23 protein-coding genes are annotated in these 22,751 nt (G+C 67.7%); 14 read left to right on the forward strand and 9 right to left on the reverse strand.

The genetic code is table 11. The annotated features are described in order from the left end of the window. Nucleotides 1–17: 17 nt before the first annotated feature. Genes purL through H7J93_RS27060 form a run of 4 tightly spaced genes read left to right on the forward strand, consistent with a single transcriptional unit; the run spans nucleotide 18 to nucleotide 5,440 of the window. On the forward strand, nucleotides 18–2,312 hold the full coding sequence (gene purL, locus H7J93_RS27045) for a phosphoribosylformylglycinamidine synthase subunit PurL (protein ID WP_267309383.1): 2,295 nt from the start codon (nucleotides 18–20) through the stop codon (nucleotides 2,310–2,312). After that, the gene (locus tag H7J93_RS27050) at nucleotides 2,309–4,033 is read left to right on the forward strand and encodes an alpha/beta hydrolase (protein ID WP_267309355.1); all 1,725 of its coding nucleotides are present in this window, start codon (nucleotides 2,309–2,311) and stop codon (nucleotides 4,031–4,033) included. The genes purL and H7J93_RS27050 overlap by 4 nt, the downstream gene beginning before the upstream one ends. After that, complete coding sequence (locus H7J93_RS27055) at nucleotides 4,033–4,662, forward strand: Rv0804 family intramembrane glutamic endopeptidase (RefSeq protein ID WP_267309356.1); 630 nt, start codon at nucleotides 4,033–4,035, stop codon at nucleotides 4,660–4,662. Before H7J93_RS27050 ends, H7J93_RS27055 begins: the two co-directional genes overlap by 1 nt. Beyond that, nucleotides 4,649–5,440 carry an SDR family NAD(P)-dependent oxidoreductase gene (locus H7J93_RS27060; protein ID WP_267309357.1) on the forward strand — a complete coding sequence of 264 codons (792 nt, stop codon included), beginning with the start codon at nucleotides 4,649–4,651 and terminating at the stop codon, nucleotides 5,438–5,440. The genes H7J93_RS27055 and H7J93_RS27060 overlap by 14 nt, the downstream gene beginning before the upstream one ends. Here the strand turns inward: H7J93_RS27060 and H7J93_RS27065 are convergent. The 3 genes from H7J93_RS27065 to H7J93_RS27075 all read right to left on the reverse strand — a co-directional run bounded on the left by H7J93_RS27065 (nucleotide 5,415) and on the right by H7J93_RS27075 (nucleotide 8,444). After that, on the reverse strand, nucleotides 5,415–6,662 hold the full coding sequence (locus H7J93_RS27065) for a hypothetical protein (protein ID WP_267309358.1): 1,248 nt from the start codon (nucleotides 6,660–6,662) through the stop codon (nucleotides 5,415–5,417). The two genes, H7J93_RS27060 and H7J93_RS27065, sit on opposite strands and share 26 nt — an antisense overlap. A 113-nt stretch (nucleotides 6,663–6,775) precedes the next feature. After that, a complete protein-coding gene (locus tag H7J93_RS27070) occupies nucleotides 6,776–7,198 on the reverse strand; it encodes a PPOX class F420-dependent oxidoreductase (RefSeq protein WP_267309359.1) in 423 nt (140 codons plus the stop codon). A gap of 40 nt (nucleotides 7,199–7,238) precedes the next feature. Then, nucleotides 7,239–8,444 (reverse strand): MCE family protein, encoded by a 1,206-nt coding sequence (locus tag H7J93_RS27075; protein ID WP_308204972.1) that lies wholly within the window; start codon nucleotides 8,442–8,444, stop codon nucleotides 7,239–7,241. A gap of 16 nt (nucleotides 8,445–8,460) precedes the next feature. Between H7J93_RS27075 and H7J93_RS27080 the strand changes: the two genes are divergently transcribed. Both H7J93_RS27080 and purF read left to right on the forward strand, forming a co-directional pair. Then, entirely contained in the window at nucleotides 8,461–8,853 is a 393-nt protein-coding gene (locus H7J93_RS27080) for a sterol carrier family protein (RefSeq protein ID WP_267309360.1), read from the forward strand. A 219-nt stretch (nucleotides 8,854–9,072) separates the two neighbouring features. Beyond that, the gene (gene purF, locus H7J93_RS27085; RefSeq protein ID WP_267309361.1) at nucleotides 9,073–10,605 is read left to right on the forward strand and encodes an amidophosphoribosyltransferase; all 1,533 of its coding nucleotides are present in this window, start codon (nucleotides 9,073–9,075) and stop codon (nucleotides 10,603–10,605) included. On the opposite strand, the gene H7J93_RS27090 is transcribed toward purF, so the two are convergent. Then, nucleotides 10,602–11,585: an NADPH:quinone oxidoreductase family protein gene (locus H7J93_RS27090; protein WP_267309362.1), complete on the reverse strand. Its 984-nt coding sequence runs from the start codon at nucleotides 11,583–11,585 to the stop codon at nucleotides 10,602–10,604. The two genes, purF and H7J93_RS27090, sit on opposite strands and share 4 nt — an antisense overlap. Before the next feature lie 93 nt (nucleotides 11,586–11,678). On the opposite strand from H7J93_RS27090, the gene H7J93_RS27095 reads away from it, so the two are divergent. The 5 genes from H7J93_RS27095 to H7J93_RS27115 are packed head-to-tail and all read left to right on the forward strand — an operon-like array spanning nucleotide 11,679 to nucleotide 16,211. After that, nucleotides 11,679–12,977: an acyl-CoA dehydrogenase family protein gene (locus H7J93_RS27095; protein ID WP_267309363.1), complete on the forward strand. Its 1,299-nt coding sequence runs from the start codon at nucleotides 11,679–11,681 to the stop codon at nucleotides 12,975–12,977. Next, nucleotides 12,974–13,993, forward strand: coding sequence for a phosphotransferase family protein (locus H7J93_RS27100; RefSeq protein WP_267309364.1), 1,020 nt, complete (start codon nucleotides 12,974–12,976; stop codon nucleotides 13,991–13,993). The genes H7J93_RS27095 and H7J93_RS27100 overlap by 4 nt, the downstream gene beginning before the upstream one ends. Nucleotide 13,994: 1 nt before the next feature. After that, entirely contained in the window at nucleotides 13,995–14,849 is an 855-nt protein-coding gene (locus H7J93_RS27105; RefSeq protein ID WP_267309365.1) for an SDR family NAD(P)-dependent oxidoreductase, read from the forward strand. Beyond that, entirely contained in the window at nucleotides 14,849–15,457 is a 609-nt protein-coding gene (locus tag H7J93_RS27110; RefSeq protein ID WP_267309366.1) for a TetR/AcrR family transcriptional regulator, read from the forward strand. The genes H7J93_RS27105 and H7J93_RS27110 overlap by 1 nt, the downstream gene beginning before the upstream one ends. Nucleotides 15,458–15,461: 4 nt before the next feature. Then, nucleotides 15,462–16,211: an SDR family NAD(P)-dependent oxidoreductase gene (locus tag H7J93_RS27115; RefSeq protein WP_267309367.1), complete on the forward strand. Its 750-nt coding sequence runs from the start codon at nucleotides 15,462–15,464 to the stop codon at nucleotides 16,209–16,211. A gap of 2 nt (nucleotides 16,212–16,213) precedes the next feature. Here the strand turns inward: H7J93_RS27115 and H7J93_RS27120 are convergent, their stop codons facing one another. Both H7J93_RS27120 and H7J93_RS27125 read right to left on the reverse strand, forming a co-directional pair. Then, the gene (locus tag H7J93_RS27120; RefSeq protein ID WP_267309385.1) at nucleotides 16,214–17,101 is read right to left on the reverse strand and encodes an NAD(P)H-binding protein; all 888 of its coding nucleotides are present in this window, start codon (nucleotides 17,099–17,101) and stop codon (nucleotides 16,214–16,216) included. Between the two features lie 131 nt (nucleotides 17,102–17,232). Then, the gene (locus H7J93_RS27125) at nucleotides 17,233–17,670 is read right to left on the reverse strand and encodes a cupin domain-containing protein (RefSeq protein ID WP_267309368.1); all 438 of its coding nucleotides are present in this window, start codon (nucleotides 17,668–17,670) and stop codon (nucleotides 17,233–17,235) included. 108 nt (nucleotides 17,671–17,778) lie between these two features. On the opposite strand from H7J93_RS27125, the gene purM reads away from it, so the two are divergent. Continuing rightward, nucleotides 17,779–18,849 (forward strand): phosphoribosylformylglycinamidine cyclo-ligase, encoded by a 1,071-nt coding sequence (gene purM / locus H7J93_RS27130; RefSeq protein WP_267309369.1) that lies wholly within the window; start codon nucleotides 17,779–17,781, stop codon nucleotides 18,847–18,849. A 3-nt stretch (nucleotides 18,850–18,852) separates the two neighbouring features. On the opposite strand, the gene H7J93_RS27135 is transcribed toward purM, so the two are convergent. Together H7J93_RS27135 and ygfZ are read right to left on the reverse strand one after the other, a co-directional pair. Then, entirely contained in the window at nucleotides 18,853–19,029 is a 177-nt protein-coding gene (locus H7J93_RS27135) for a DUF3073 domain-containing protein (protein ID WP_267309370.1), read from the reverse strand. 164 nt (nucleotides 19,030–19,193) lie between these two features. Further along, nucleotides 19,194–20,267, reverse strand: a complete 1,074-nt coding sequence (ygfZ, locus tag H7J93_RS27140; RefSeq protein ID WP_267309371.1) for a CAF17-like 4Fe-4S cluster assembly/insertion protein YgfZ — start codon at nucleotides 20,265–20,267, stop codon at nucleotides 19,194–19,196. 32 nt (nucleotides 20,268–20,299) lie between these two features. Here ygfZ and H7J93_RS27145 point away from each other — a divergent pair, with 32 nt between their 5' ends. Both H7J93_RS27145 and H7J93_RS27150 read left to right on the forward strand, forming a co-directional pair. Further along, a complete protein-coding gene (locus H7J93_RS27145) occupies nucleotides 20,300–21,190 on the forward strand; it encodes an aminodeoxychorismate lyase (RefSeq protein ID WP_267309372.1) in 891 nt (296 codons plus the stop codon). Nucleotides 21,191–21,534: 344 nt separating this feature from the next. Beyond that, complete coding sequence (locus H7J93_RS27150) at nucleotides 21,535–22,359, forward strand: ABC transporter substrate-binding protein (RefSeq protein WP_267309373.1); 825 nt, start codon at nucleotides 21,535–21,537, stop codon at nucleotides 22,357–22,359. On the opposite strand, the gene H7J93_RS27155 is transcribed toward H7J93_RS27150, so the two are convergent. Beyond that, nucleotides 22,356–22,628, reverse strand: a complete 273-nt coding sequence (locus H7J93_RS27155; RefSeq protein WP_267309386.1) for a hypothetical protein — start codon at nucleotides 22,626–22,628, stop codon at nucleotides 22,356–22,358. The two genes, H7J93_RS27150 and H7J93_RS27155, sit on opposite strands and share 4 nt — an antisense overlap. Between the last annotated feature and the right edge of the window lie 123 nt (nucleotides 22,629–22,751).

A 22,751-nucleotide genomic window follows, 5' to 3' on the forward strand; every position in this document is an offset into this window, starting at 1 on the left:
CGGAGCTAACCCACGGCTTGAATGTTCCTGACACCGTCGAACGAGCCGCTGCCACTCCGGACCAACCGCAGCCGCACCGCGAACTGGGCCTCAAGGACGACGAGTACCAGCGCATCCGCGAGATCCTCGGCCGCAGGCCCACCGACGCCGAACTGGCGATGTATTCGGTGATGTGGAGTGAGCACTGCTCTTACAAGTCCTCGAAGGTGCACCTGCGGTACTTCGGTGAGACCACCACCGAGGCGATGCGCGCGGGGATGCTCGCCGGTATCGGTGAGAACGCCGGCGTGGTGGACATCGGCGACGGGTGGGCGGCCACCTTCAAGGTCGAGTCCCACAACCACCCGTCCTACATCGAGCCCTACCAGGGCGCGGCCACCGGTGTCGGCGGCATCGTGCGCGACATCATGGCCATGGGCGCCCGCCCGGTGGCGGTGATGGACCAGCTGCGCTTCGGTGCGGCGGACGCACCCGACACCCGCCGCGTCGTCGACGGCGTCGTGCGCGGCATCGGCGGCTACGGCAACTCGCTCGGGCTGCCCAACATCGGCGGTGAGACGGTGTTCGACGCCTCCTATGCCGGCAATCCGTTGGTCAACGCACTCTGCGTCGGGGTGCTGCGCAGAGAGGATCTGCACCTGGCGTTCGCGTCGGGCACCGGCAACAAGATCATCCTGTTCGGGGCGCGTACCGGGCTCGACGGCATCGGCGGCGTGTCGGTGCTGGCGTCGGACACCTTCGGGGGCGACGAGAGCGGGGCCCCGGGGCGCAAGAAGCTGCCTTCGGTGCAGGTCGGTGACCCGTTCATGGAGAAGGTGCTCATCGAGTGCTGCCTCGAGCTGTACGCCAAGAAGCTGGTCGTCGGCATCCAGGACCTCGGCGGTGCCGGATTGTCCTGCGCCACATCCGAACTCGCATCGGCGGGCGACGGCGGTATGCGGATCGAGCTGGATGCCGTGCCGCTGCGTGCGGAGAACATGACGCCGGCGGAGATCCTGTCGAGCGAATCGCAGGAACGCATGTGCGCCGTCGTCACACCGGAGAACGTCGAAGCGTTCATGGAGGTGTGCCGCAAGTGGGACGTGCTGGCCACCGTCATCGGTGAGGTCACCGACGGCGACCGACTCGAAATCACCTGGCACGGCGAAACGGTCGTCGACGTACCGCCGCGCACCGTCGCGCACGAGGGCCCCGTTTACGAGCGCCCCGTGGAGCGGCCAGACACCCAGGACGCGCTGAACGCCGACACCTCCGCGAAGCTACCGCGGCCCTCGACCGGCGACGAACTGCGCGCGACTTTGTTTGCGATGCTTGGCAGTCCGCATCTGTGCAGCCGCGCGTTCATCACCGAGCAGTACGACCGCTACGTCCGCGGCAACACGGTCCTGGCCGAGCATGCCGACGGCGGCGTGCTGCGCGTGGACGAGGAAACCGGGCGGGGCATCGCGATCTCGACCGATGCGTCCGGCCGCTACACCGCACTCGACCCGTATGCGGGTGCGCAGCTGGCACTGGCCGAGGCGTACCGAAACGTCGCCGTCACCGGCGCCACCCCGGTCGCGGTCACCAACTGCCTCAACTTCGGCTCGCCGGAGGACCCCGGTGTGATGTGGCAGTTCAGCCAGGCGGTGCGCGGGCTCGCCGATGGTTGTGCCGCACTTGGCATTCCGGTCACCGGCGGCAACGTCAGCTTCTATAACCAGACCGGGACCACGCCGATTCTCCCGACGCCGGTCGTCGGTGTGCTGGGTGTCATCGACGACGTGCGACGCCGCATCCCGACCGGACTGGGCACCGAAGCGGGGGAGACGCTGATCCTGCTCGGGGACACGTATGACGAGTTCGACGGTTCGATCTGGGCGCAGGTCACCGCAGACCACCTGGGCGGACTCCCGCCGAAGGTCGATCTGGAACGGGAGAAGCTGCTCGCCGAGGTGTTGACGGCCGCATCGCGGGACGGGTTGGTTTCGGCCGCACACGATCTGTCCGAGGGCGGGCTCATCCAGGCGGTCGTCGAGGCCGCGTTGGCCGGCGAAACCGGTTGCCGCATCGTCATTCCCGAGAACGCCGATCCCTTTGTCACGTTGTTCTCGGAGTCGACGGGCCGCGTTCTGGTCGCGGTGCCGCGGACGGAGGAGAGCCGGTTCGTGGCGATGTGTGAGGCGCGCGGTCTGCCCGCGACCCGCATCGGTGTGGTCGATCCCGGGCCGGAGGCGGGGCAGGCGGCCGTCGAGGTGCAGGGTCTGTTCACCGCCAGTCTGGAGGACCTGCGAAGCACGTCGGAGGGCGTGCTTCCCGGGTTGTTCGGGTGAGTGCGCAGACTCGCAAACGACACCCGCTTTATGTCTGGGCATGGAGCCTGGTCCGCCTCGATTTCGTCGGCGTCGCGTTCGGCGCGCTGTTCTTCTGCCTGTCGCTGACGCCGTCCCTGTTGCCGAGGGACTGGCTGTTCCAGGGGCTCATCGGCGGGCTGAACGCCGCGATCGGCTACGGCATCGGCGTGTTCTCCTGGCGGATGTTCCGCCGCTTCGTGATTGGCCGACGTCGCTGGTGGCCGCCGTCGAAGCGGGTGCAGTACGCGATGAAGACCGTGACGGTGGTGCTGGCGGTCGGGGCATGTGTGCTGATGCTGATCCCCGCCGCCGGATGGCAGCGCCAGGTGTCGGCGGTGGTGGGTATCGAAGGACCGACCACCCTCGGATACCTGCGGACGCTGATCATCGCGGCACTCGTCGGCGCGGCGTGCGTGGGCACCACCCGGGTGCTGATCGACCTGATCAAGCTGATGGCCCGGTACTTGATCCGACGCTGGCGGCTGAACGACGAGGTGGCCCTGTTCATCGGCACGGCGATCGTCGTGGTGCTGGCCATCACGCTGATCAACGGCGTCCTGGTGCGTGGCTTCCTCGCCGGCGCGAACCGAGTGTTCCAGCCGCAGAACTTCACCACGCGGCCCGGCATCGTTCAGCCGCTCGCGCCCGAAAGATCGGGCAGCCCAATGTCTTTCGCACCATGGGACACCCTGGGATATCAAGGCCGCAATTTCGTCGCGACCGGCCCGGACGCCGAGGAGCTGACGCGCATCAACGGCAGGCCCGCCAAGGAGCCCATCCGCGCGTACGTCGGACTGCAGACCGCGGACACCGACGAACAGCGGATGGCGGTGCTGCTCAGCGAACTCGAGCGCACCGGGGCCTTCGACCGCAAGCTGCTGGTGATCATCCCGACCACCGGCACCGGGTGGATCAACCCGGTGGCGGCGCGGTCGCTGGAGATGATGTACAACGGCGACACCGCGCTGGTCGGCTCGCAGTATTCGTATCTGCCGAGTTGGATCTCGTTCCTGGGTGATCAGGAGAAGTCGATGCAGTCCGGCCGGATGATGATCGACGCGATCCACGAACGGTGGGCGAAGCTGCCTCCGGACAAGCGGCCGAAGCTGGTGCTCTACGGCGAGAGTCTCGGGTCGATGGCCGGCCAGGGGGCGTTCGCGTGGCTGCCCGACATCTCCGAGATGGGCTTCTCGTCGGTGCTGTGGGTGGGCCCGCCGAACGCGAGTCCGTTGTGGCGGGCCATCACGGCGCGCCGCGACCCCGGCACCCCGGAGGTCAGGCCGCGCTACGACAACGGCCGGACCGTGCGCTTCTCCGAGGCGACCGACGCGGATGAGATCGAGGCCGCGGCGGCACCACCGTGGGAGGGCACCCGCGTGATGTTCCTGCAGCATCCTTCCGATCCGGTGGTGTGGTGGTCGCCGGACCTGCTGTTCACCAGACCCGACTGGCTGAAGGAACCGCCCGGACGCGACCGCACCGCGACGATGCGGTGGTATCCGATCATCACGTTCTGGCAGGTCGCCGTCGACATGACCAACGCCAGCTCCGTACCGGCTGGGCACGGCCACAACTACGGCGACTACATTCTCGACGGCTGGGTCGCCGTCGCACCGCCCGACGGCTGGACGCGCGAGGACACCGAGCGGATCCGCATTGCGATGCAGAAGACGGAATCCGAAGACGGTCCCGAATACTAGTGAACGCCAGGAGGATTCGGGCTCTCGGTCTGGCAGCGGCGCTCGTCGCGTGGAGTCTGGTCGTGCCCCGGTTGCCGTCGCGGTGGCACCCGGTCCCGCACGCCGTCGTCGGCACCGCGCTGGCCGCGCTCACCCGTGGTCCCCTCGGAATTCGGCACCCGGCAGCAGGCGCCCGAATCGGGCTTGTCGCTGCCATCCCTATCGTGCTGGTCGTCGCACTCAGCGCGGCGTTGCCGCGGGTGCGTACGGAGATGGCCGGCCGCGAGTTGCCCGATGGTGCGCTGCAGTGGCTGCTGCTCGGCATCCCGCTCGGAACCGTCTGGTCGGAGGAGGCGGCCTTCCGCGGTGCGCTGGGCACCGTCGCCGCCGACGCGTTCGGGCCGACGGGTGGCCGGTTGGTGCAGGCGGCGGCGTTCGGGTTGTCGCACATCGCCGATGCGCGCAGCACCGGCGAGCCCGTCGTGCCGACGGTGCTCGTCACCGGGCTCGCAGGGTGGGCGTTCGGCTGGCTCTACGACCGTTCGGGAGGTCTGATCGCCCCGATGCTGGCGCATCTGGCCGTCAATGAGTCGGGCGCAGTCGCGGCACTTGCCGTGCAACGCATAAGGTCTGCCCATGGTCAGCGCTGACAGAGCCACGTCCCGAACCTTCGTCGTCACCGGTGCGTCGTCAGGCATCGGCCTGGCCACCGCACGGCGGTTGCTGGCCGAGGGCGGTGAGGTGGTCGGCACGGACCTGGCCGCCCCCGCAGAGGATCTCGGCGCGCGGTTCCGATTCGTCGCGGCCGATGTCGCCGACGAAGACGCGGTCGCCGCTGTTTTCGCCGCGGCGCCGGGTCGCGTCGACGGCGTAGTGCACTCGGCAGGCGTCGCCGGTGGTGGGCCGGTTCACCTGCTCCCCAAGGAGGAGTGGGAGCGGGTCATCTCGATCAACCTCACCGGCACGTTCGTCGTCGCGAAGGCGGCGCTGGCCAGGATGATCGAACAGCCGCGGATCGACGGAGAGCGCGGCTCGATCGTGACCCTCGCCAGCGTCGAAGGCCTCGAAGGCACGGCGGGCGGCAGCGCGTACAACGCGTCGAAGGGCGGCGTCGTGCTACTCACCAAGAACATCGCGCTGGACTACGGTCCGAGCGGTATCCGCGCCAACGCCATCTGCCCCGGTTTCATCGACACCCCGATGCTGGAGAGCGTCATGGGGTTCGAGGGAATGGCGGAACCGTTGCAGTCGATCACTGAAGAGCATGCGCTGCACCGCAGAGGCCGGCCCGATGAGATCGCTGCGATGGCAGCGTTTTTGGTATCGCCGGATGCGTCGTTCGTCACCGGGCAGGCGATCGCGGTCGACGGCGGTTACACCGCGGGCCGCGATCACGGCGTCGTCAAGATGTTCGGTTTCCCCGACTGAGACGCTCGGACTTCGATTGGGGCCTGGCCTTCGCGGCGGGCGGTGTCGTTCCCGGTGTCTTCCCGGATTGAATGGCCCACGCCGACGCGGCCGCGACGACGACGATGGCGACCAGGACGGGCCACCAACCCCGGCTGGCCCCCGTCAGGACGGCGGCCACCGCCAATACGATCGTCGTCAGTACCAGCCACGCCCACGCGGTGGTGCTGGAGTCGTCCAGACGTGAATTCGCATGAGCTGCAGCGACATAGAGGACCAGCAGTAGCAGGCCCGCGACTGCCCACAGGTCGACCTCCGCGTCGCCGAATCCGATCGCCAGTGTGCACGCCAACACGCCGGTGACCACCGCCGTCGTCACCAGCGGCACGGGAGTGCCTCCGGTGGCGGGGCGGATGACACGCGCGGCACCCCACATCAACACGAGTATTGCGGCCACCGTCAGCGCGACCGTCGCAATCAACAACGGCAACGTTATCGACTGGCCGAACATGTCCGCGGCGATGATGACGAGATCGGTTGCCTCGTACCGGAAATCACCCGCGGTGGCCATATTGGAGGCCACCCAAGCCGTCGTTGCGCAGACCGCGACGAGCGCGATCGCCAGTCCTAAGGGACGGCGCACCGACGTCAGCCGGTGATTGGCCGTCGTCGGGATCTCGAACCCGGCGAACACGATGGCGAGCGCGACCAGGGTGGCGGCAGGGCCCCACCCGCTCAACCCAGAGGACGCCTCGACGTCCATGGTCGGTGCCGCGAGCGCAGCCCCCGACGCGGTCTTGGCGACCACGGCCAGTGCGACATAGAAGTACGACAGCAGGGCGATTGCCGCCAGCACCGTCGCCACCAGTGCGAGAAGCCTGGTCGGCAGCGTCGCCACCACCGCGGCGGCCAATCCGACGACGAGGATGCACAGGACCGGCACGGACCAGTCAGGGATTGTCGCGGCCGGATCGGCGGACCAGTTCAGCGCCAGCCTCACGATGTCGGTCGTGCTGTACGCCGTGATCAGCGCATAGGCGCTGAACTGAACGATTTGGACGGCGCGCGCGGGCACCGCCCCCGGTGCCGACGAGATGAGGTCCGCCGTCGTCCGCGCGCCTGGTGCGTTCCCACGCAACCGGTGCAGCGTCCAGATCACTCCGACCGACAGCAGCCCGAACACCAACGCTCCGGCTCCGTTCAACACGTGGCCGACCAGGACCGCTAGCGATAGTCCCGTCACTTGCCACGTAGCCAGTGTGCTTTCAGTGACTGTGCTTTTACCTGTGCCTGTGCCGACCTGACCGCCGGCCGTATTCCTGGGCATCTAACCCAGTGTGCCCCAATTCGAAGTGACTACACGTCACGAATATCGGGCACCAGCTCATGGGGTGCGATGTCCGGATCGTCGATGCCGAAACTGATGATGCGCCGCGGAGTGATGCGGATGATCGCGGTGTCCATCGCATCGCCCGACGGCCCCTGCGATGGTGCGCTCTCGGCCTGCTCTGCGGTGCCGCGGATCTCGAGGCAGCGCACCCGCCAGGGATCGCGAGATGCGATGTCGTCCACCACGAATGCGACGCGAGGGTGGTGCGCGATGTTGCGGAACTTCTGGCTCTTCGACATCCGATAGCCCGCAATGTCGATGGTGCCCAGCTGCTCGTTGTAGGTGAATCCCACGGGACTGTTCTGCGGCGTGCCGTCGCGCTGAACGGTGGCCAGGCGCCCGAGATCGGCCTTACGCAGATATTCGATTTCGTGCGGTTTGAAGGTCATACCGCCAACGTAGAACCTCAACAATTGTTGATGTCAACGCTCAGGGGTTGATGGTCAACTCGCCGACCTGGCGACCCCACACGTACTCGATGAGGATCGGCTGACCGAGTTCGGCGTGGTTGTAGGGCGCGATGCTGGCGCCGGTGTCCATCACCAGGTACGGCGCGGGCCACAACTCGCGTGAGATCTTCTGCCAGCAACCCGGACGGCCCTCGGGACCGCCCCGGGCGTTCACCCGCGGCAGGTTATCGGGGTAGATGTACGGGTTGCCGGCGCCCGCGAACGTGCCCGACGACGTGGCCAGCGAGTAGCCGTTGCCGCCCAGCGTCCTGGCGACCCGCTCCTCGATCTCGGCGTAGTTGCGAAGCGTGCAGAACAGTTGCGGGCTGTAGTAGTCGAACAGCTTGGACGTCGGCACCAGATCCGCCGCGGCGCGGACGAAGTACGGTCCGCCGCGATTGAACGTGTCAGCTGCCGAGTCGGCGAAGCCCAATGCGCTCATCAGCGCGGCGTCGATGTCAGCTCGGTGTGCGTTGAGCGTGTGCGCCGTGGTCACCGCGTTGGTGAGGCCGTCCCACAGATTCGGTGACGCATCGGCGTACACGTCGACGAGGTCCGCGAGCAGTCGGGTGTCCTCGCGGATCTGCGGCATCCGCGCGTTGAGGTCGTCGATGATGGCGTTGCCGTTGATCAAGGATTCACCGAACCGATCGCCAAGACCCGTCAACGCGTCGGCTGTCGCGGTCAGCGTCTGGTTCAACTTGATGGGGTCGACCTGCTCAGCCAGTGCCAGCACGGTCTCGAACAGCGTGTTGAACTCCGTGCTCACCGAGCTCACATCGATCACCTGCTCGGCCGAAATGTGTTGTGGTGACGGTTTATCCGGTGAGCTCAGCGATATGTACTTGTTGCCGAACACGGTCGTGGCCTGGATATCGGCGATCACATTGGCCGGAATGATCCTGAGGTAGTCCGGGTCGACGTCGAGCGACAGTCGCGCCTTCGCGGTGCCGTTCACGTCGACGACACCGATCCGGCCGACGCGGCCGATCTCCACCCCGTTGTAGGTCACCTTGGCGCCCGACTCCACGACCAGACCGGCGCGCGGCGACAGGATGGTGAGTTCGGTGGACCGGATGAAGTCGCCGCGGAACTGCAGGTAGAGCAGCCCCGCCAGCACCGCGGCGATCACCAGCAGTACCGCACCCGCCGTCCGGTAGGGCGGATTGTGGCGGTCGACAGACACTTTCAGAATCTAAGGTATGGCCACGTCTCGTAGGGCAGATCCGGCAAGGACGCGTGCGGCGGTTTCGGCGATCGCCGACTGGTTGCGCGACGACAGTGCTCCCGCACCCGCGCGTGCCGAACTCGCAGAGGCGGTGAGGTTGACCGCACGCACGCTCGCTGCTGTCGCACCGGGTTCATCCGTCGAGGTCCGCGTCCCACCGTTTGTTGCGGTGCAATGTATTTCGGGACCCGCGCACCGGCGCGGCAACCCGCCCAACGTGGTGGAGACCGACCCGCGCACCTGGCTGCTGCTCGTGACCGGCCTGCTCGAAGTGGCCGATGCGGCGGCGGGCGGTGCGCTGCAGCTGTCGGGCTCACGCGCCGACGAGGTGGCCGCGTGGCTGCCGCTGGTCCGCCTCGACGGTTAACTTCGCCACACCTGCGTCGGCTCAGTGAACGAGAGCACTCGCCTCGCGCGGCACCCGTGACCTGGAAAATCGCCGACGATGCCCTTGCGAGCTGGGAATTGCGGGCGCCGCAAACGGTGTTGTTTTCGTCGCAAGACACCCGCGGTCTATTCCGTGTTTGACCAGTGTTGACCGTAGACTGAGCACGTCTACCCACCCCGCCCTGGGAGCAGCCATATCGTGACCGGCCCGCAGCCCGATCCAGAACCCCGCGAAGAGTGTGGCGTATTCGGCGTTTGGGCGCCGGGCGAAGAAGTCGCCAAGCTCACCTACTACGGCCTCTACGCGCTACAGCACCGCGGCCAGGAAGCGGCGGGCATGGCCGTCGCCGACGGTTCGCAGGTGTTGGTCTTCAAGGATCTAGGCCTGGTCAGCCAGGTCTTCGACGAGCAGACCCTGGCGGCCATGGAAGGCCACGTCGCCATCGGGCACTGCCGCTACTCGACCAGCGGATCCACCACCTGGGAGAACGCGCAGCCGGTATTCCGTAACACCGCCGCAGGCACCGGCGTCGCGCTGGGGCACAACGGCAACCTGGTCAACGCCGCCGACCTCGCCACCCGTGCGCGCGAGGCGGGTCTGCTCGACACCCGTGGCGGGCCAACGGCCACCACCGACTCCGACATCCTGGGCGCGCTGCTGGCCCACGGTGCCGCCGACTCGACGTTGGAGCAGGCCGCACTCGAACTGCTGCCGACCGTGCGCGGCGCGTTCTGCCTGACCTTCATGGACGAGACCACCCTCTATGCGGCCCGCGACCCCTATGGCGTGCGGCCGCTTTCGTTGGGGCGGCTGGACCGCGGCTGGGTCGTCGCCTCGGAGACCGCCGCGCTCGACATCGTCGGCGCCTCGTTCGTGCGCGATATCGAGCCCGGTGAGCTGTTGGCCATCGACGCCGATGGCGTCCGCTCCACCCGCTTCGCCAATCCCGAGCCCAAGGGCTGCGTCTTCGAGTACGTGTACCTGGCACGGCCCGACAGCACCATCGCGGGCCGTTCCGTCCACGCCGCCCGCGTGGACATCGGCCGTCGGCTGGCCCGCGAGAAGCCCGTCGAGGCCGATCTCGTGATCGGTGTGCCGGAGTCGGGGACACCCGCCGCCGTCGGCTACGCCCAGGAGTCCGGTATCCCCTACGGGCAGGGCCTGATGAAGAACGCCTATGTCGGGCGGACGTTCATCCAGCCGTCGCAGACGATCCGCCAACTCGGTATCCGGCTCAAGCTCAATCCACTCAAGGAAGTGATCCGCGGTAAGCGGCTGATCGTCGTCGACGACTCCATCGTGCGCGGTAATACGCAGCGGGCGCTGGTGCGGATGCTGCGGGAGGCCGGCGCCGTCGAGGTGCACGTGCGCATCGCATCGCCACCGGTGAAGTGGCCGTGCTTCTACGGCATCGACTTCGCCACTCCTGCCGAGCTGATCGCCAACGCCGCCAGCACCGAAGACGATCCCAGCGAGATGCTCGAGGGTGTGCGGCACGCCATCGGCGCCGACACGCTGGGCTATATCTCGCAGCGGGGCATGATCGCGGCCACCGAGCAGCCCGCGTCGCGGCTGTGCTCGGCGTGCTTCGACGGCAACTATCCGATCGAGCTGCCGGGCGAAACGGCGTTGGGCAAGAACGTGATCGAGCACATGTTGGCCACCGCGGCCCGTACCGGGGTCCCGATTCAGGCCGACAACGACAACGTCTCGGCGTTGCGCAGGCCCTAGCAGGGCGCGTCCAGCACCAGCTTTCCGATCACCTCGCGGTTGGCCAACCGCTGCAGTGCCTTGGGCAATTCGTCGAACGCGACTCGCTCGGTGACTGCGCACCGTAGCCGCCCCGCGGTCACGAGTTCGGACAGTTTGGCGTGCACCGCCTCGAGTTCGTGGCGGGCGTAGCCGCCTGCGAACACACCGACCACCGACGTGCCGGTCATGACGAGCAGTTGAGTGTCGACGGCGGGCCAGCGGCCGCTGGCGAATCCGACGGCGAGCAGTCGCCCGCCCCGTGCCAGCGCACCGTGTGCCTGCTCGGCGGGCTCGCCGCCGACGGGGTCGTAGATGAGGTCGACGCCACGCCCGCCGGTCGCGGCACGCAGGTCTTCCGCGAGTCCACCGCCGCGGTTCACGATGACCGCCTCGGCGCCCAGACCGCGACAGAACTCCACCTTCTGCTCATCGCCGACGACGGCGATCACCCTGGCCCCCAGCGCGTTGCCGAGCTGGACGGCCGCGATGCCGCTGCCGCCTGCCGCGCCGAGCACTGCCAGCCAATCGCCGGCCGCGATCTGACCCCGATCCACCAGCGCCAGCCAGCCGGTCATGTGCGGAATCCAGAATCCCGCGGCGGCCGCGTCATCGAGCGCGTCGGGCACCGGGAACGCCTGTTCCGCGGCCACGACGGTGTATTCGGCGAATGAACCATGGCCCTCGATGAATCCGCTGGTGGACATCACCCGGGTGCCGATCGGGGTTGCGACACCGTCGCCGACGGCCGTCACGACTCCGGCGAGTTCCTGTCCGGGTGTGAACGGCAGCGGCGGGGTCAGCGGGTACGTGCCGCGCGCCATCAGGACGTCGGGCAACCCGATGCCCGCGGCGGTGACCCGCACCTGCAACTGGCCGGGACCGGGCGGCGGGGTCGGTACCTCGGTCAGCCGCAGGACGTCGACCGGATCGCCCTTGCCGTGCACCTGCCAGGCGCGCATCTGACACCTCCAGACTGTGCGCCGGGTGCCCTCGACAGTCGGCGAACGATGTGATTACAGTGTAATTCACACGATACCCGGGACGGTGACCGAGTGGCATGGGATTTCGAAACAGATCCTGAGTTCGAGCGGCAACTGGCGTGGATGCGCGAGTTCATCGACACGCAGATCGTGCCGCTGGAGCCCATCCTCGACGAGAAGATGGCGACCGACGAATGGGTCGCGATCAAACGGCACCTGCAGGATCAGGTGAAGGCGCGCGGGCTGTGGGCGGCGTTCCTCGACCCGGAACTCGGCGGGACCGGCTTCGGTCAGCTGAAGCTCGCGCTGATGTCGGAGATCATCGGCCGCAGCATGGTCTCGATGGTGGTGTTCGGGGTGCAGGCGCCCGACAGCGGCAACATGGAACTGCTGGCGCACGGCGCCACCGAGGAGCAGAAGCAGCGCTGGCTGTGGCCCAACCTCCGCGGCGATATCACCAGTGCATTCGCGCTTACCGAGCCGTTCCTCGCGGGTGCCGACCCGACGGTGATCGGTACCACCGCCACCCTCGACGACGGACACTGGATCATCAACGGCCACAAGTGGTTCACCACCAACGCGTCCACCGCGGACATCATCCTCGTGGTAGCCGAGACCAACCCGGAAGGCCGGCCACATCGGCACGCATCGATCTTCGTCGTGCCCACAGGCACCCCGGGGATGACGATCGTGCGCGACATTCCGACAATGGCTCACCCCGACACCGAATACGGGAGGGTAGGCAACCATGCGGAGATCGTGTTCACCGACTGCCGGGTGCCGGCCGATCACCTGATCGGCGCACCGGGTGAGGGCTTCCAGCTGGCGCAGCAGCGGCTCGGCGGCGGACGCATCCACCACTCGATGCGCTGGCTCGGGCAGGCTCAGCGCTCGCTCGACATCATGTGTGAGAGGGCCGTTTCTCGATCGTCACACGGCAGGCGCCTGGCTGATCACCAGATGATCCAGGACTATATTGCGCTGTCGCACATGGAAATCCAGGCGGCGCGCCTGCTCACATTCCAGACCGCCTGGAAGATGGACAAGTTCGGTGCGGCGGCTGTTCGTGCCGAACTCGGGATGATCAAGGCGCACGTGTCCAAGGTCGTGCTCGGTGTGCTCGACCGGACCATTCAGGTGTGTGGCGCGCTCGGCTACTCCGCCGACCTTCCAGTCGAATCCTGGTATCGCACCACCAGGTTCGGACCGATCGGCGACGGTCCCGACGAACTGCACAAGTCGGTGCTGGCGCGCACGATCCTGCGGACCTACCAACCGGTGGAAGGCTGGCCGACCGAACACATCCCCAGCCGCCGGCCCGCCGCCGAGAAGAAGTGGGCGTCGTTGTGTGCGGAGGCCGGGCTCGCATGAGCGAGCTTGCGGCCCTTCAGCATTACCTCGACGAGGCACTTGGAGATCGTGTGCCGCTGACCGTCACACCGATGCCCGGTGGCGGTTCGTGCGAGATCTTCGCCGTCGACCGCGGTAACGACTGCTGGGTGCTGCGCCGGGCGCCGCGCCACGCCAGTTCCTCGACCGCGCACGACGTGCTGCGGGAGTTCCGCATCCTCGACGCCATCAGGGACGAGCCCGTGCGCATCGCGCGGCCGGTGCTCAGCTGCGATGACCCCGCCGTGTTCGGCTCCCCGTTTTACTTGATGGCTCGCGTCGACGGGGTTCCGGTGCGCAAAGTCATCCCGTCGGCGTGGGCATCCGCACCGGACACTCACGGCCAGGCCCTCGAACAGCTGATCGACGCTTTGGTGGAAATCCATTCGGTCGACTGGAAGCGTTGCGGGCTCGGCGATTTCGCACACTCGGGCCAGTATTTGTCGCGCCAGGTCGCACGGTGGCTGGCTCAGCTGGACTCGTACAGAGGCCGGGAACTGCCTGCGGCGCGGCGCATCGGCGAATGGCTGGATTCCCGGCGTCCCTCCGATCAACCGCCGGCGCTCGCGCACGGGGACTACAAGCTGGACAACGTGTTGTTCGCAGCGGATGCGCCGCCGCGGCTGCTGGCCGTCGTCGACTGGGAGATGGCCTCGATCGGCGATCCGCTGGTCGACCTCGCATGGGCGTTGATCTTTCACCCCGGTCCCGGCGGCACCATGCCTCTCGGCATGGCCGGCGAGCCGCGGTTTGCGCTCGACCATCTGCCCGACGTGCCCGCGCTCGTCGACCGTTACGCGCGGCGATCGGGCCGCGATGTGTCCGAATTCGTTTGGTACGAAGTGTTTTCGCGCTGGAAGTTGGCGATCGTCCTCGAGGGAAGTTACGCGAAGTTCGTGCGGGGGCAGTCGGACAAGCCGGTGCACGAATTGTTCGGCGCCCAGGCCGACCTGCTGTTGGAGGGCGCGGCTGCTCTGATCGAACGAGAGGACGCGTGACATGACGCGAGGCATCGCACCGCCCGTGCTGTCGCTGGCGGGACGCAGCGCGCTGGTGACCGGTGGTGGCACCGGAATCGGCAAGGCGTGCGCGACGGCGTTGGCCGAAGCCGGCGCCACGGTTGTGATCTGCGGACCCGACCGTGCCGTCCTCGACGCGGCGGCCGGACAGATGCCCGGCACCGTGCGCAGCATCGTCGCCGACGTCACCGATGAGGCACAGGTGCAGGCGGCGGTCGACGCGGCGTGCGTCGACGGGGCACTGGACATCGCCGTCGCGAACGCGGGCATCCCGATGCCGGGTTCGGTGTTGCACATGACCGACGAACACTGGATGGGGCCCGTCGGGGTGAACCTTCTCGGTACCGCGCACACCATCAAGCACGCAGCGAGGCGGATGATGCCCAAGGGCGGTTCGATCGTCGCGATCTCGTCGATCGCCAGCCTGCGGCCCGCGTCGTTCATGGCCACCTACAACGTCACCAAGGCCGCCGTCGATGAGTTGGTCCGCACGTGCGCCGCCGAGCTCGGCCGCTTCGGGATCCGGGTCAACGGGGTGCGGCCAGGTTGGGTCGCCACCGAAACCGTCGCCACGACAACCACTCCGGAGAACATGGCGATCATCCGTGACGGCACACCGCTGGCGGGCCCGAGTGCGCACGACGGCCTCGGGCGCCCGGAAGACGTCGCCCGAGCGGTCGTGTACTTCGCATCCGACTACTCCGGATGGGTCACCGGCCAGCTGCTCGGCGTGTGCGGCGGATCGTCACTGCCGCCGCCCTCGGGCGACTTCTCCTACGTCGCGAGGATGCTGTTCCCCGACGATATGGGACGCGATTTCGGCGAGGTGGGCTGATGCCGAAGGCCAACGACTTCGAGCTGGCCCCCGACGAGATCGTCGCGGCCGCGGTGGAGATCTTCCTCGAACAGGGACTCGATGCGGTGAGCATGCGCAGCGTGGCGGCGCGTCTCGGAGTGTCGCCTGCGCCGCTGTACAGCCGCGTCGGCAACAAGGACGCGTTGGTCGATGCGATCGCCGACCACCTGCTGTCGGATCTGGCCCCGCCCCACGCCGATGACGAGCCGTGGACCGACTACGCAATGCGCTGGGCACTCGAGCTGCGTACCCGGCTGCGACGCGCTCACGACAGCCGCCTGATTCTCGTCACGGATCGCGACGCCTACGTCGAGGCGTCGCGCCCCCTGGTGTCGGTGATGCGCGCCAGTGGTTTTGCCGCCGACGCGGCGGTGCAGGCCTGCCGTCTGGTGATGTGGGCGACCGTCGGGTTCGTGGCGATGGAGACCGCCGCAAAAGCGCCGCCTGCCCGCGCGACCAGACGCGGCCGTTCCGGCAGCAACCCGCACGGCGTGACACCCGAAGACGCCGACGAGCTGTTCAGCCTGCAGATTCGATATGTGATCGACGGCATCGCGCGCGATGCACAAGGGGCACAAGGAGATTGAGCCGATGACGATTCCGGATCTGCGTGCCGACGGCAAGGTGGTCGTCATCACCGGAGCCAGCAAGGGGCTCGGCCGCGCGATGGCTCTCGGGTTCGCCGAGGCAGGCGCCGACATCGTGGTGGCCAGCCGCAAGCTGGACGGCTGCCGGCGGGTGGCCGACGAGGTGCGCGCGGCCGGCCGCAGGGCGCTGCCCGTCAGCTGTCACGTCGGCGACTGGGATCAGTGCCAACGCCTCGTCGACGACACCGTTGCCGAGTTCGGTCGCATCGACGTCCTGATCAACAACGCGGGCATCGCTCCCGTGCCGCCCGCGCTCAAAGACGTCACCGCGGACCTCTTCGACAAGACACTTGGTGTGAACTTGAAGGGCCCGCTGCGCTTGACGGCCCTTGCCGCCGAGCACATGCATGCCGGGGGTGCGGTGATCAACATCAGCTCGAAGGCGTCGCACTATCCGAGTCCGACCACGGTCGTGTACGCGGCAGCGAAGGCCGGGCTGAACGTGCTGACGAAGGCGGCGGGGCAGGAGTTCGGGCCGCGCGGCATCCGGGTCAACGCCATCGTGTGCGGCACGTTCCACACCGACAGCCTGCACAAGTCGATGCCGACCGAGGAAGCCAGAGACTTCATGGCGTCGAATGTGAGCCTCGGCCGTATCGCGTCAGCCGACGAGATCGTCGGCACCGCATTGTATTTGGCCAGTGATGCCAGCTCGTACCTCAACGGCGCGCTCATCGAGCTCGACGGCGGCTAGGGTCACCGACCGGCCTTGGCCCACTGTGGATCGCTGGGCAGCGGCCCGTTCTTCAGTGCGTCGGCGATCGCGTCGCGGTAACCGGTGGCACCGCGAGGCGGCGGTCCGATCACGGTGTCGATGTCGTGCTCGTTGCGCACCGCGTCGACCTCCAACGATTCGATCAGCGGCCGGGCGAGACCTGGGGGCATCGGCGTGACGAGACCGATCCACAGGCTGGCGATCGTCGGCGTCAGAAATGGGATCGCGACGATCAGCCGCCTGCGCAGGCCGGCCACCTGCGCGTAGACCTGCATCGCGTCGCCGTATTCGAGCACGTCGGGGCCGCCGATGTCCCAGGTGCGCGACGCGGGCATCTCCGCCGTGGCGGCTTCGGCGAGGTAGTGCAGCACGTCGTGGATCGCGATCGGCTGGATCTTGTTGTGCACCCACTTCGGCGTCGTCATCGCAGGGAGCCGGTTGGTGAGGTGGCGCATCATCTCGAATGATGCTGAGCCGGAACCGATCACGATCCCCGCCTGCAGCACGACCGTCTCGATGCCGGAGTCCAGCAGGATCTCACCGACCGCGACCCGCGACCGCAGATGCGGCGACAACTCCACCCCCGACGGGTGCAGCCCACCGAGATACACCAGCCGTTTCACGCCCGCGCGGTTGGCCGCGGCGACGACGTTGCGGGCCGACTCCGCCTCCGCGGCGACGAAATCCGCCGAACTGCCCATCGAGTGCACCAGGTAGTACACGACGTCGGTGCCCTCGAACGCCGCGCTCAGCGAATCGGGATCGGCGAGGTCGCCGCGGGCGACCTCGACGCCGTCACGCCACGGCACGTCCGCGAGTTTGTCGGGGTTGCGCGCCAATGCCCGCACCGAATAGCCGCGATCGAGCAGTCACGGCACCAACCGGCCACCGATGTAGCCGGTCGCGCCGGTCACCAGGCAACGGTTTCGGGCGGGGCTCCGGTCAGGGGTCCTGTCAGCCGACATTCACCCTTGATCGCCGTTCTGGGCGTCAGGCAAACCTAGACCGGGCAACCAGGCGGCGGCGGGACGTCAAAGGTGGTGGGCGTTCCGGCAGGCAGGATGTAGTCCACCCACAGCACCACCGGAACGGTGCCGAGGTTGCGGCCGTTGTGCGGATGGTCGGGCCCACTGCCCTCGGTGACCGCAGCTCCCGTCGGGTCGACGATCTCCGTGCAGTCGGGCATGGTGCGGGTCAGCGTGCCTTCGCGGACGACGCCGAACGTCCGTCCTTCGTGGTAGTGCCAGCCCGTGCTGCCGCCGGGCTGGATCGTGATCCTCTTGGTGATGTAGTCGATGCCGTCGACGGTGGACTGATTGATGACCACCGCGTCGACGTTGACCGGCGGGGTCGCGACCGCGCTGGTGGGTGCCAGCACGGCCGAGGCGGCGGTCAGGGCGACGGGCAGGACGGGTGCGAACCAGCGAACAAGTTTCATGGTCGGTCACGTTCCCATACCTGGCAGGCCCTTGGCGAGTGATCGGACTCAATACGATCCGGGAGGAGCGATTACCTCACGCCGCGTTCACCGGTAGCCTTGTGCCCGATGACCGAACGCGCCGAACCTTCCGGCATCTCCTACGCCTCGGCCGGGGTCGACATCGAAGCCGGAGACCGTGCCGTCGAACTCCTGAAGCCGCTGGCCAAGAAGGCCACCCGTCCCGAAGTGCGGGGAGGTCTCGGCGGATTCGCCGGGCTGTTCGCGCTGCGCAGCTACCGGGAACCGGTGCTGGCGTCCTCGACCGACGGCGTCGGCACGAAACTGGCCGTCGCCCAGGCGATGGACAAGCACGACACCGTCGGCATCGACCTCGTCGCGATGGTCGTCGACGACCTGGTGGTGTGCGGTGCCGAACCGCTGTTCCTGCAGGACTACATCGCCGTGGGGCGCACCGTGCCCGAGCGGATCTCCGAGCTGGTGGCGGGTATCGCCAACGGGTGCGTGATGGCCGGCTGTGCGCTGTTGGGCGGGGAGACCGCCGAGCACCCCGGCCTGATGGCGCCCGATCACTACGACATCTCGGCCACCGGGGTCGGCGTCGTGGAAGCCGACGACGTGCTCGGTCCGGACCGGGTGAAGCCCGGTGACGTGCTCATCGGAATGGCCTCGACGGGTCTGCACTCCAACGGATACTCGCTGGCCCGCAAGGTGCTGCTGGAGATCGACCGGATGAACCTCGCCGGCCACGTCGAGGAGTTCGGCCGCACCCTCGGCGAAGAGCTGCTCGAGCCCACCCGTATCTACGCCAAGGACTGCCTGGCGTTGATCGCCGAAACCCAGGTCCGCACCTTCTGCCACGTCACCGGCGGTGGTTTGGCGGGCAATCTCGAGCGGGTCGTCCCGCCCGGCCTGACTGCCGAAATCGACCGTGGAACCTGGACCCCTGCGCCGGTGTTCGCGATGATCGCGCAGCGTGGCCGTGTCGAGCGCGCCGAGATGGAGAAGACCTTCAACCTAGGTGTCGGAATGGTCGCCGTCGTCGCACCGGAGGACACCGATCGCGCACTGGCCGTCCTCACGGCACGTCATCTGGACTGCTGGACCCTGGGGACCGTCACCAAGGGCGGTAAGGACAGCCCACGAGCCAAACTCGTGGGCCAGCACCCGCGCTTCTAGGGGTTAACGACGCCAGTCGTCGTCGTCGGCCAGGTCGTCGTCGGCCAACCTGTCGGTGCCGTTGAGACCGTCAGCGCCCGCCAGTTCGCGCTGAAGCCGCTCGAAATCGGTCTGCGGTGAGCTGTACTTGAGCTCACGCGCAACCTTGGTCTGCTTTGCCTTTGCCCGGCCGCGGCCCATTGGGGGTACCCCCTCGCGCAATAACGGAGCGGCCCAAATTTCAGGCGGCTCCGATCTGAGTGTCATTTATCGTCCTGCCAACACTTTACCGTGCCTCGGGGCGGCGTGCTGGCAGGCCCGTCCCGGAGGGCCCGCTAGCCCGGAGCCCGGCGGGATGTCGCGTCCTAGCGCGCGCCGCCGCGCAGCCGCTCCACCGCGAGGCGTCCGGCGCCCGTGGCGTCGGGTGGTGGCATCGAGTCGACGTCGATCACGGCGGCCACCGCCGATTCCCCGCCGGTGGTCAGTTCGGTGTCCGCGGGCAGGCCCCGCTTGAGCAGCGCCAGCGCGATCGGCCCCTCGTCGACGTGGTCGATGACGGTACCGAGACGACCGACGGCGCGTCCGCCCGCCAGTACGGGATCACCGGTCGCGGGCCGATCCACCGACCCGTCGAGATGCAGAAGAACCAGCATGCGCGGTGGTTTGCCCAGGTTATGGACGCGCGCGACGGTCTCCTGGCCGCGATAGCAGCCCTTGTCCAGGTGCACGGCGGGGCCGATCCAGCCGACCTCGTGCGGGATCGTGCGCTCGTCTGTGTCGACCCCGAGCCGGGGCCGCAACCTGCTCACCCGGTGCGCCTCGTAGGCCCAGATGCCGGCCGGGCGTACGCCGGCCGCGGTGAGGCGATCGCGCCACGAGGCGAGCTGATCGCGGGGAACGACCAGGTCGAACTCGACATCGGGACCGCTCATCCTGCGTACGAAGCCACCGTCGGGAAGCGGGACGGCGGTCAGTTCAGCCGGTGGCGAAGCAACCCCGAACGCCTCACGCACGGATGGGTCGAGCAGTCTCGGGCCGAGCAGCGATACGACCGCCAGATCGACGGGTTCGACCACCACGTCCGCCCAGAACACCATCTTGCGCAGATATGCCAGCAGCGGTTCCCCGCGCGCGGCTTCCGTGTCGAGATACGTGACGTTGTCAAGGTGCGTCTCGATCCAGTGATCTTCCACACGACCCTGGCCGTCGAGGCTCAGATTCTCGGTCACGGCGCCGTCGGGAAGGTCGCTCACGTGCTGGCTGGAGATGCTGTGCAGCCAGGTGTTGCGCTCACCGCCGGTAAGAGAGATCACGGCTCGATGCGAACGGTCCACCATGACGGCGCCACCGGCTGCTGCGCGCTGTTCTCCCAGCGGATCGCCGTGATGCCAGACCGCGCCGGCGTCGGGTCCGGTATCGGGGGCGGGCACTGCTGACATGCCTCAACTCTACGGCGCTACGCTTCTTGCCCATGGTGAGTCGGGCCGGGGGCCAAAACGGTGTGGTGGTCACGCTCGACGGTGAACTCCACGATCCGGCGGTTCCCCTGCTGTACGCGGACGACCTTGCCGCCGTCCGCGGCGACGGCATCTTCGAGACACTGCTGATTCGCGAGGCGCGGCCGTGTCTGCTGGAAGCCCATCTGGACCGGCTGACGCAGTCGGCTTCGATGATGGACCTCCCCGCACCGGATCTGCCCCGGTGGCGTGCGGCCATCGGGGTGGCGGTCGACCGCTGGTGCGCCGACGGCGGGGGAGAGGGCGTTCTGCGCCTGGTGTACAGCCGGGGCCGCGAGAGCGGTTCACCGCCGACAGCGTTCGCGACGATCGGCGCGGTGCCTGCCAGGGTGGCCGACGCGCGCAGGGCTGGGGTCGCCGCGGTGACACTGGCCCGCGGGCTGTCGGCCGAAGGCACCACCGAGATGCCGTGGCTCCTCGCGGGTGCCAAGACGCTGTCCTACGCGGTGAACATGGCCGCGCTGCGGCATGCGGACCGCCAAGGGGCCGGCGACGTGATCTTCGTCGGCTCCGACGGTCTGATCTTGGAAGGGCCGCGTTCGACAGTGGTGATCGCCACCGAGGTCGACGGCGCCCCAACGTTGTTGACGCCACCGCCGTGGTATCCGATCCTGCGCGGAACCACGCAACAGGCGCTGTTCGAAGTGGCGCGCAACAACGGCTACAAGTGCGACTATCAAGCGCTGCGACCCGCTGATTTGTTTGCGGCACAAGGGGTTTGGCTTGTGTCGAGTATCACACTCGCGGCACGGGTGCACACCTTGGACGGGAAGCCGTTGCAAAAGTCGCCGTCGGCGGCGAGCATCGCCGAACTCGTCGACGCCGCGATCGTCAGCGATCGCTGAGCGCTGAACCGGCGAAAATTGGTTGTCGCCTTCTTGGTGCGCGGGTAGCGTCGCTTGTACACAGGGAAGGAGGTGGTCCGACAAATTGATTGACTTATGGACTTGTGAGGTGGCTGCGAGCTAGCAGCGCCAGGGGTTGAGCTGACGCTTCGAACTGTGCGCGCCGGCGAATTCCCCGCAGTCACCCGGCCCCCGAGCCTCTTGGTTTTGTCCGACCAGATACACCCGGCTCGGGGGCCGCTTCATGTCTGGGGATGTCTGGGTCCCTCTCGCGTTAGCTGTGGCGCATACCCGAAGGAATGCGCGATGATCCGGCTATGGGGAATGCGTGGCGGCGTGCAGCGATGACCGCCATTGCCTTCGCGGTTACCTTTGCGACGGCGTGCGCGCCGATCGTCGCCAACGACGCGGCTGCGCCGCAGAACTGCAACAAGCAATCGCTGGCGACGTTGTATCCGGGCATCTTCACCATCGGCACCGACCAACCCGCCTACCCGCCCTGGTACATGGGTGACGATCCGACCAACGGCGAGGGTTTCGAGAGTGCGCTCGCCTACACCGTCGCCGACCACCTCGGCTACAGCCGCGAGGAGGTGCGCTGGGTGCGCGTGCCGTTCAACGGTGCGCTGGAGCCGGGCCCGAAGACGTTCGACGCCAACCTTTCTCAGTTCTCGATCACGGATCAGCGCAAGGCCGCCGTCGACTTCTCCTCCCCGTACTTCGACGTCACGCAGGTCGTCGTCACGACGAAGACGTCTCCGGCGGCACGGGTGCGAAGCATGGTCGATCTCAAGAACGCGCAACTCGGAGTGCAGGTCGGCACGACCAGTCACACCGCGGCGATCGAGATCGTGGGCGAGGATCCCATCGAGGTGTACAGGACCACCGCCGACGCGAAGGTGGCGTTGACCACAGGTGAGGTCGAAGCGTTGGTCGCAGACCTGCCGACGGCGTTCGCGGTGGCCGGCGAGTTGCGCGGCGGGATGATCGTCGGGCAGCTGCCCGTCCGTTCGGAGGAGGTCGAGCAGTTCGGGATCGTGCTGGACAAGAACAGCCCGCTGACCCGCTGTGTGTCGGCGGTCGTCGACGCGTTGCGTGCGGACGGGACGCTGGCGCGCCTGGAACGTGAATGGCTGGCCGACGCCGGTGAGGCGCGGGTGCTGAACTAGCCCGCGGGTCCTGGCGCCAGCGACGCGCAGGACTGCATGGCCTGCTGCCAGGTGTTGGCGTCCACTCCGGGTGGCGGACCCCCGCCGGGGCCGGGTGCTGCGGGCACCCCGTGGTCACTCAGGCACTGCGCCAACGAGCCGTGGCCCGTCGGCGCATCGGTTTCAGCGGTCGTTTCAGCGGTGCTGGGCTTTTCGGCGGGGGGCTGCGACGAACACCCGGCCAGAATTCCCGCCGTGGCGACGCCCGCGGCCAACCATGACAGGCGCACTAGCTGTAGCTCTTTGACAGGTTGTGAACGGCGTGGTGAGCGCGAATAGGTGAGGACCTCCGGTATCGGTGTGGTTACCACACGCACATCGATTACCGAGAGGTCCTCATGGTCCACGCTAAT

The sequence above is a fragment of the Mycobacterium barrassiae genome (assembly GCF_025822765.1).
GTDB lineage: Bacteria > Actinomycetota > Actinomycetes > Mycobacteriales > Mycobacteriaceae > Mycobacterium > Mycobacterium barrassiae.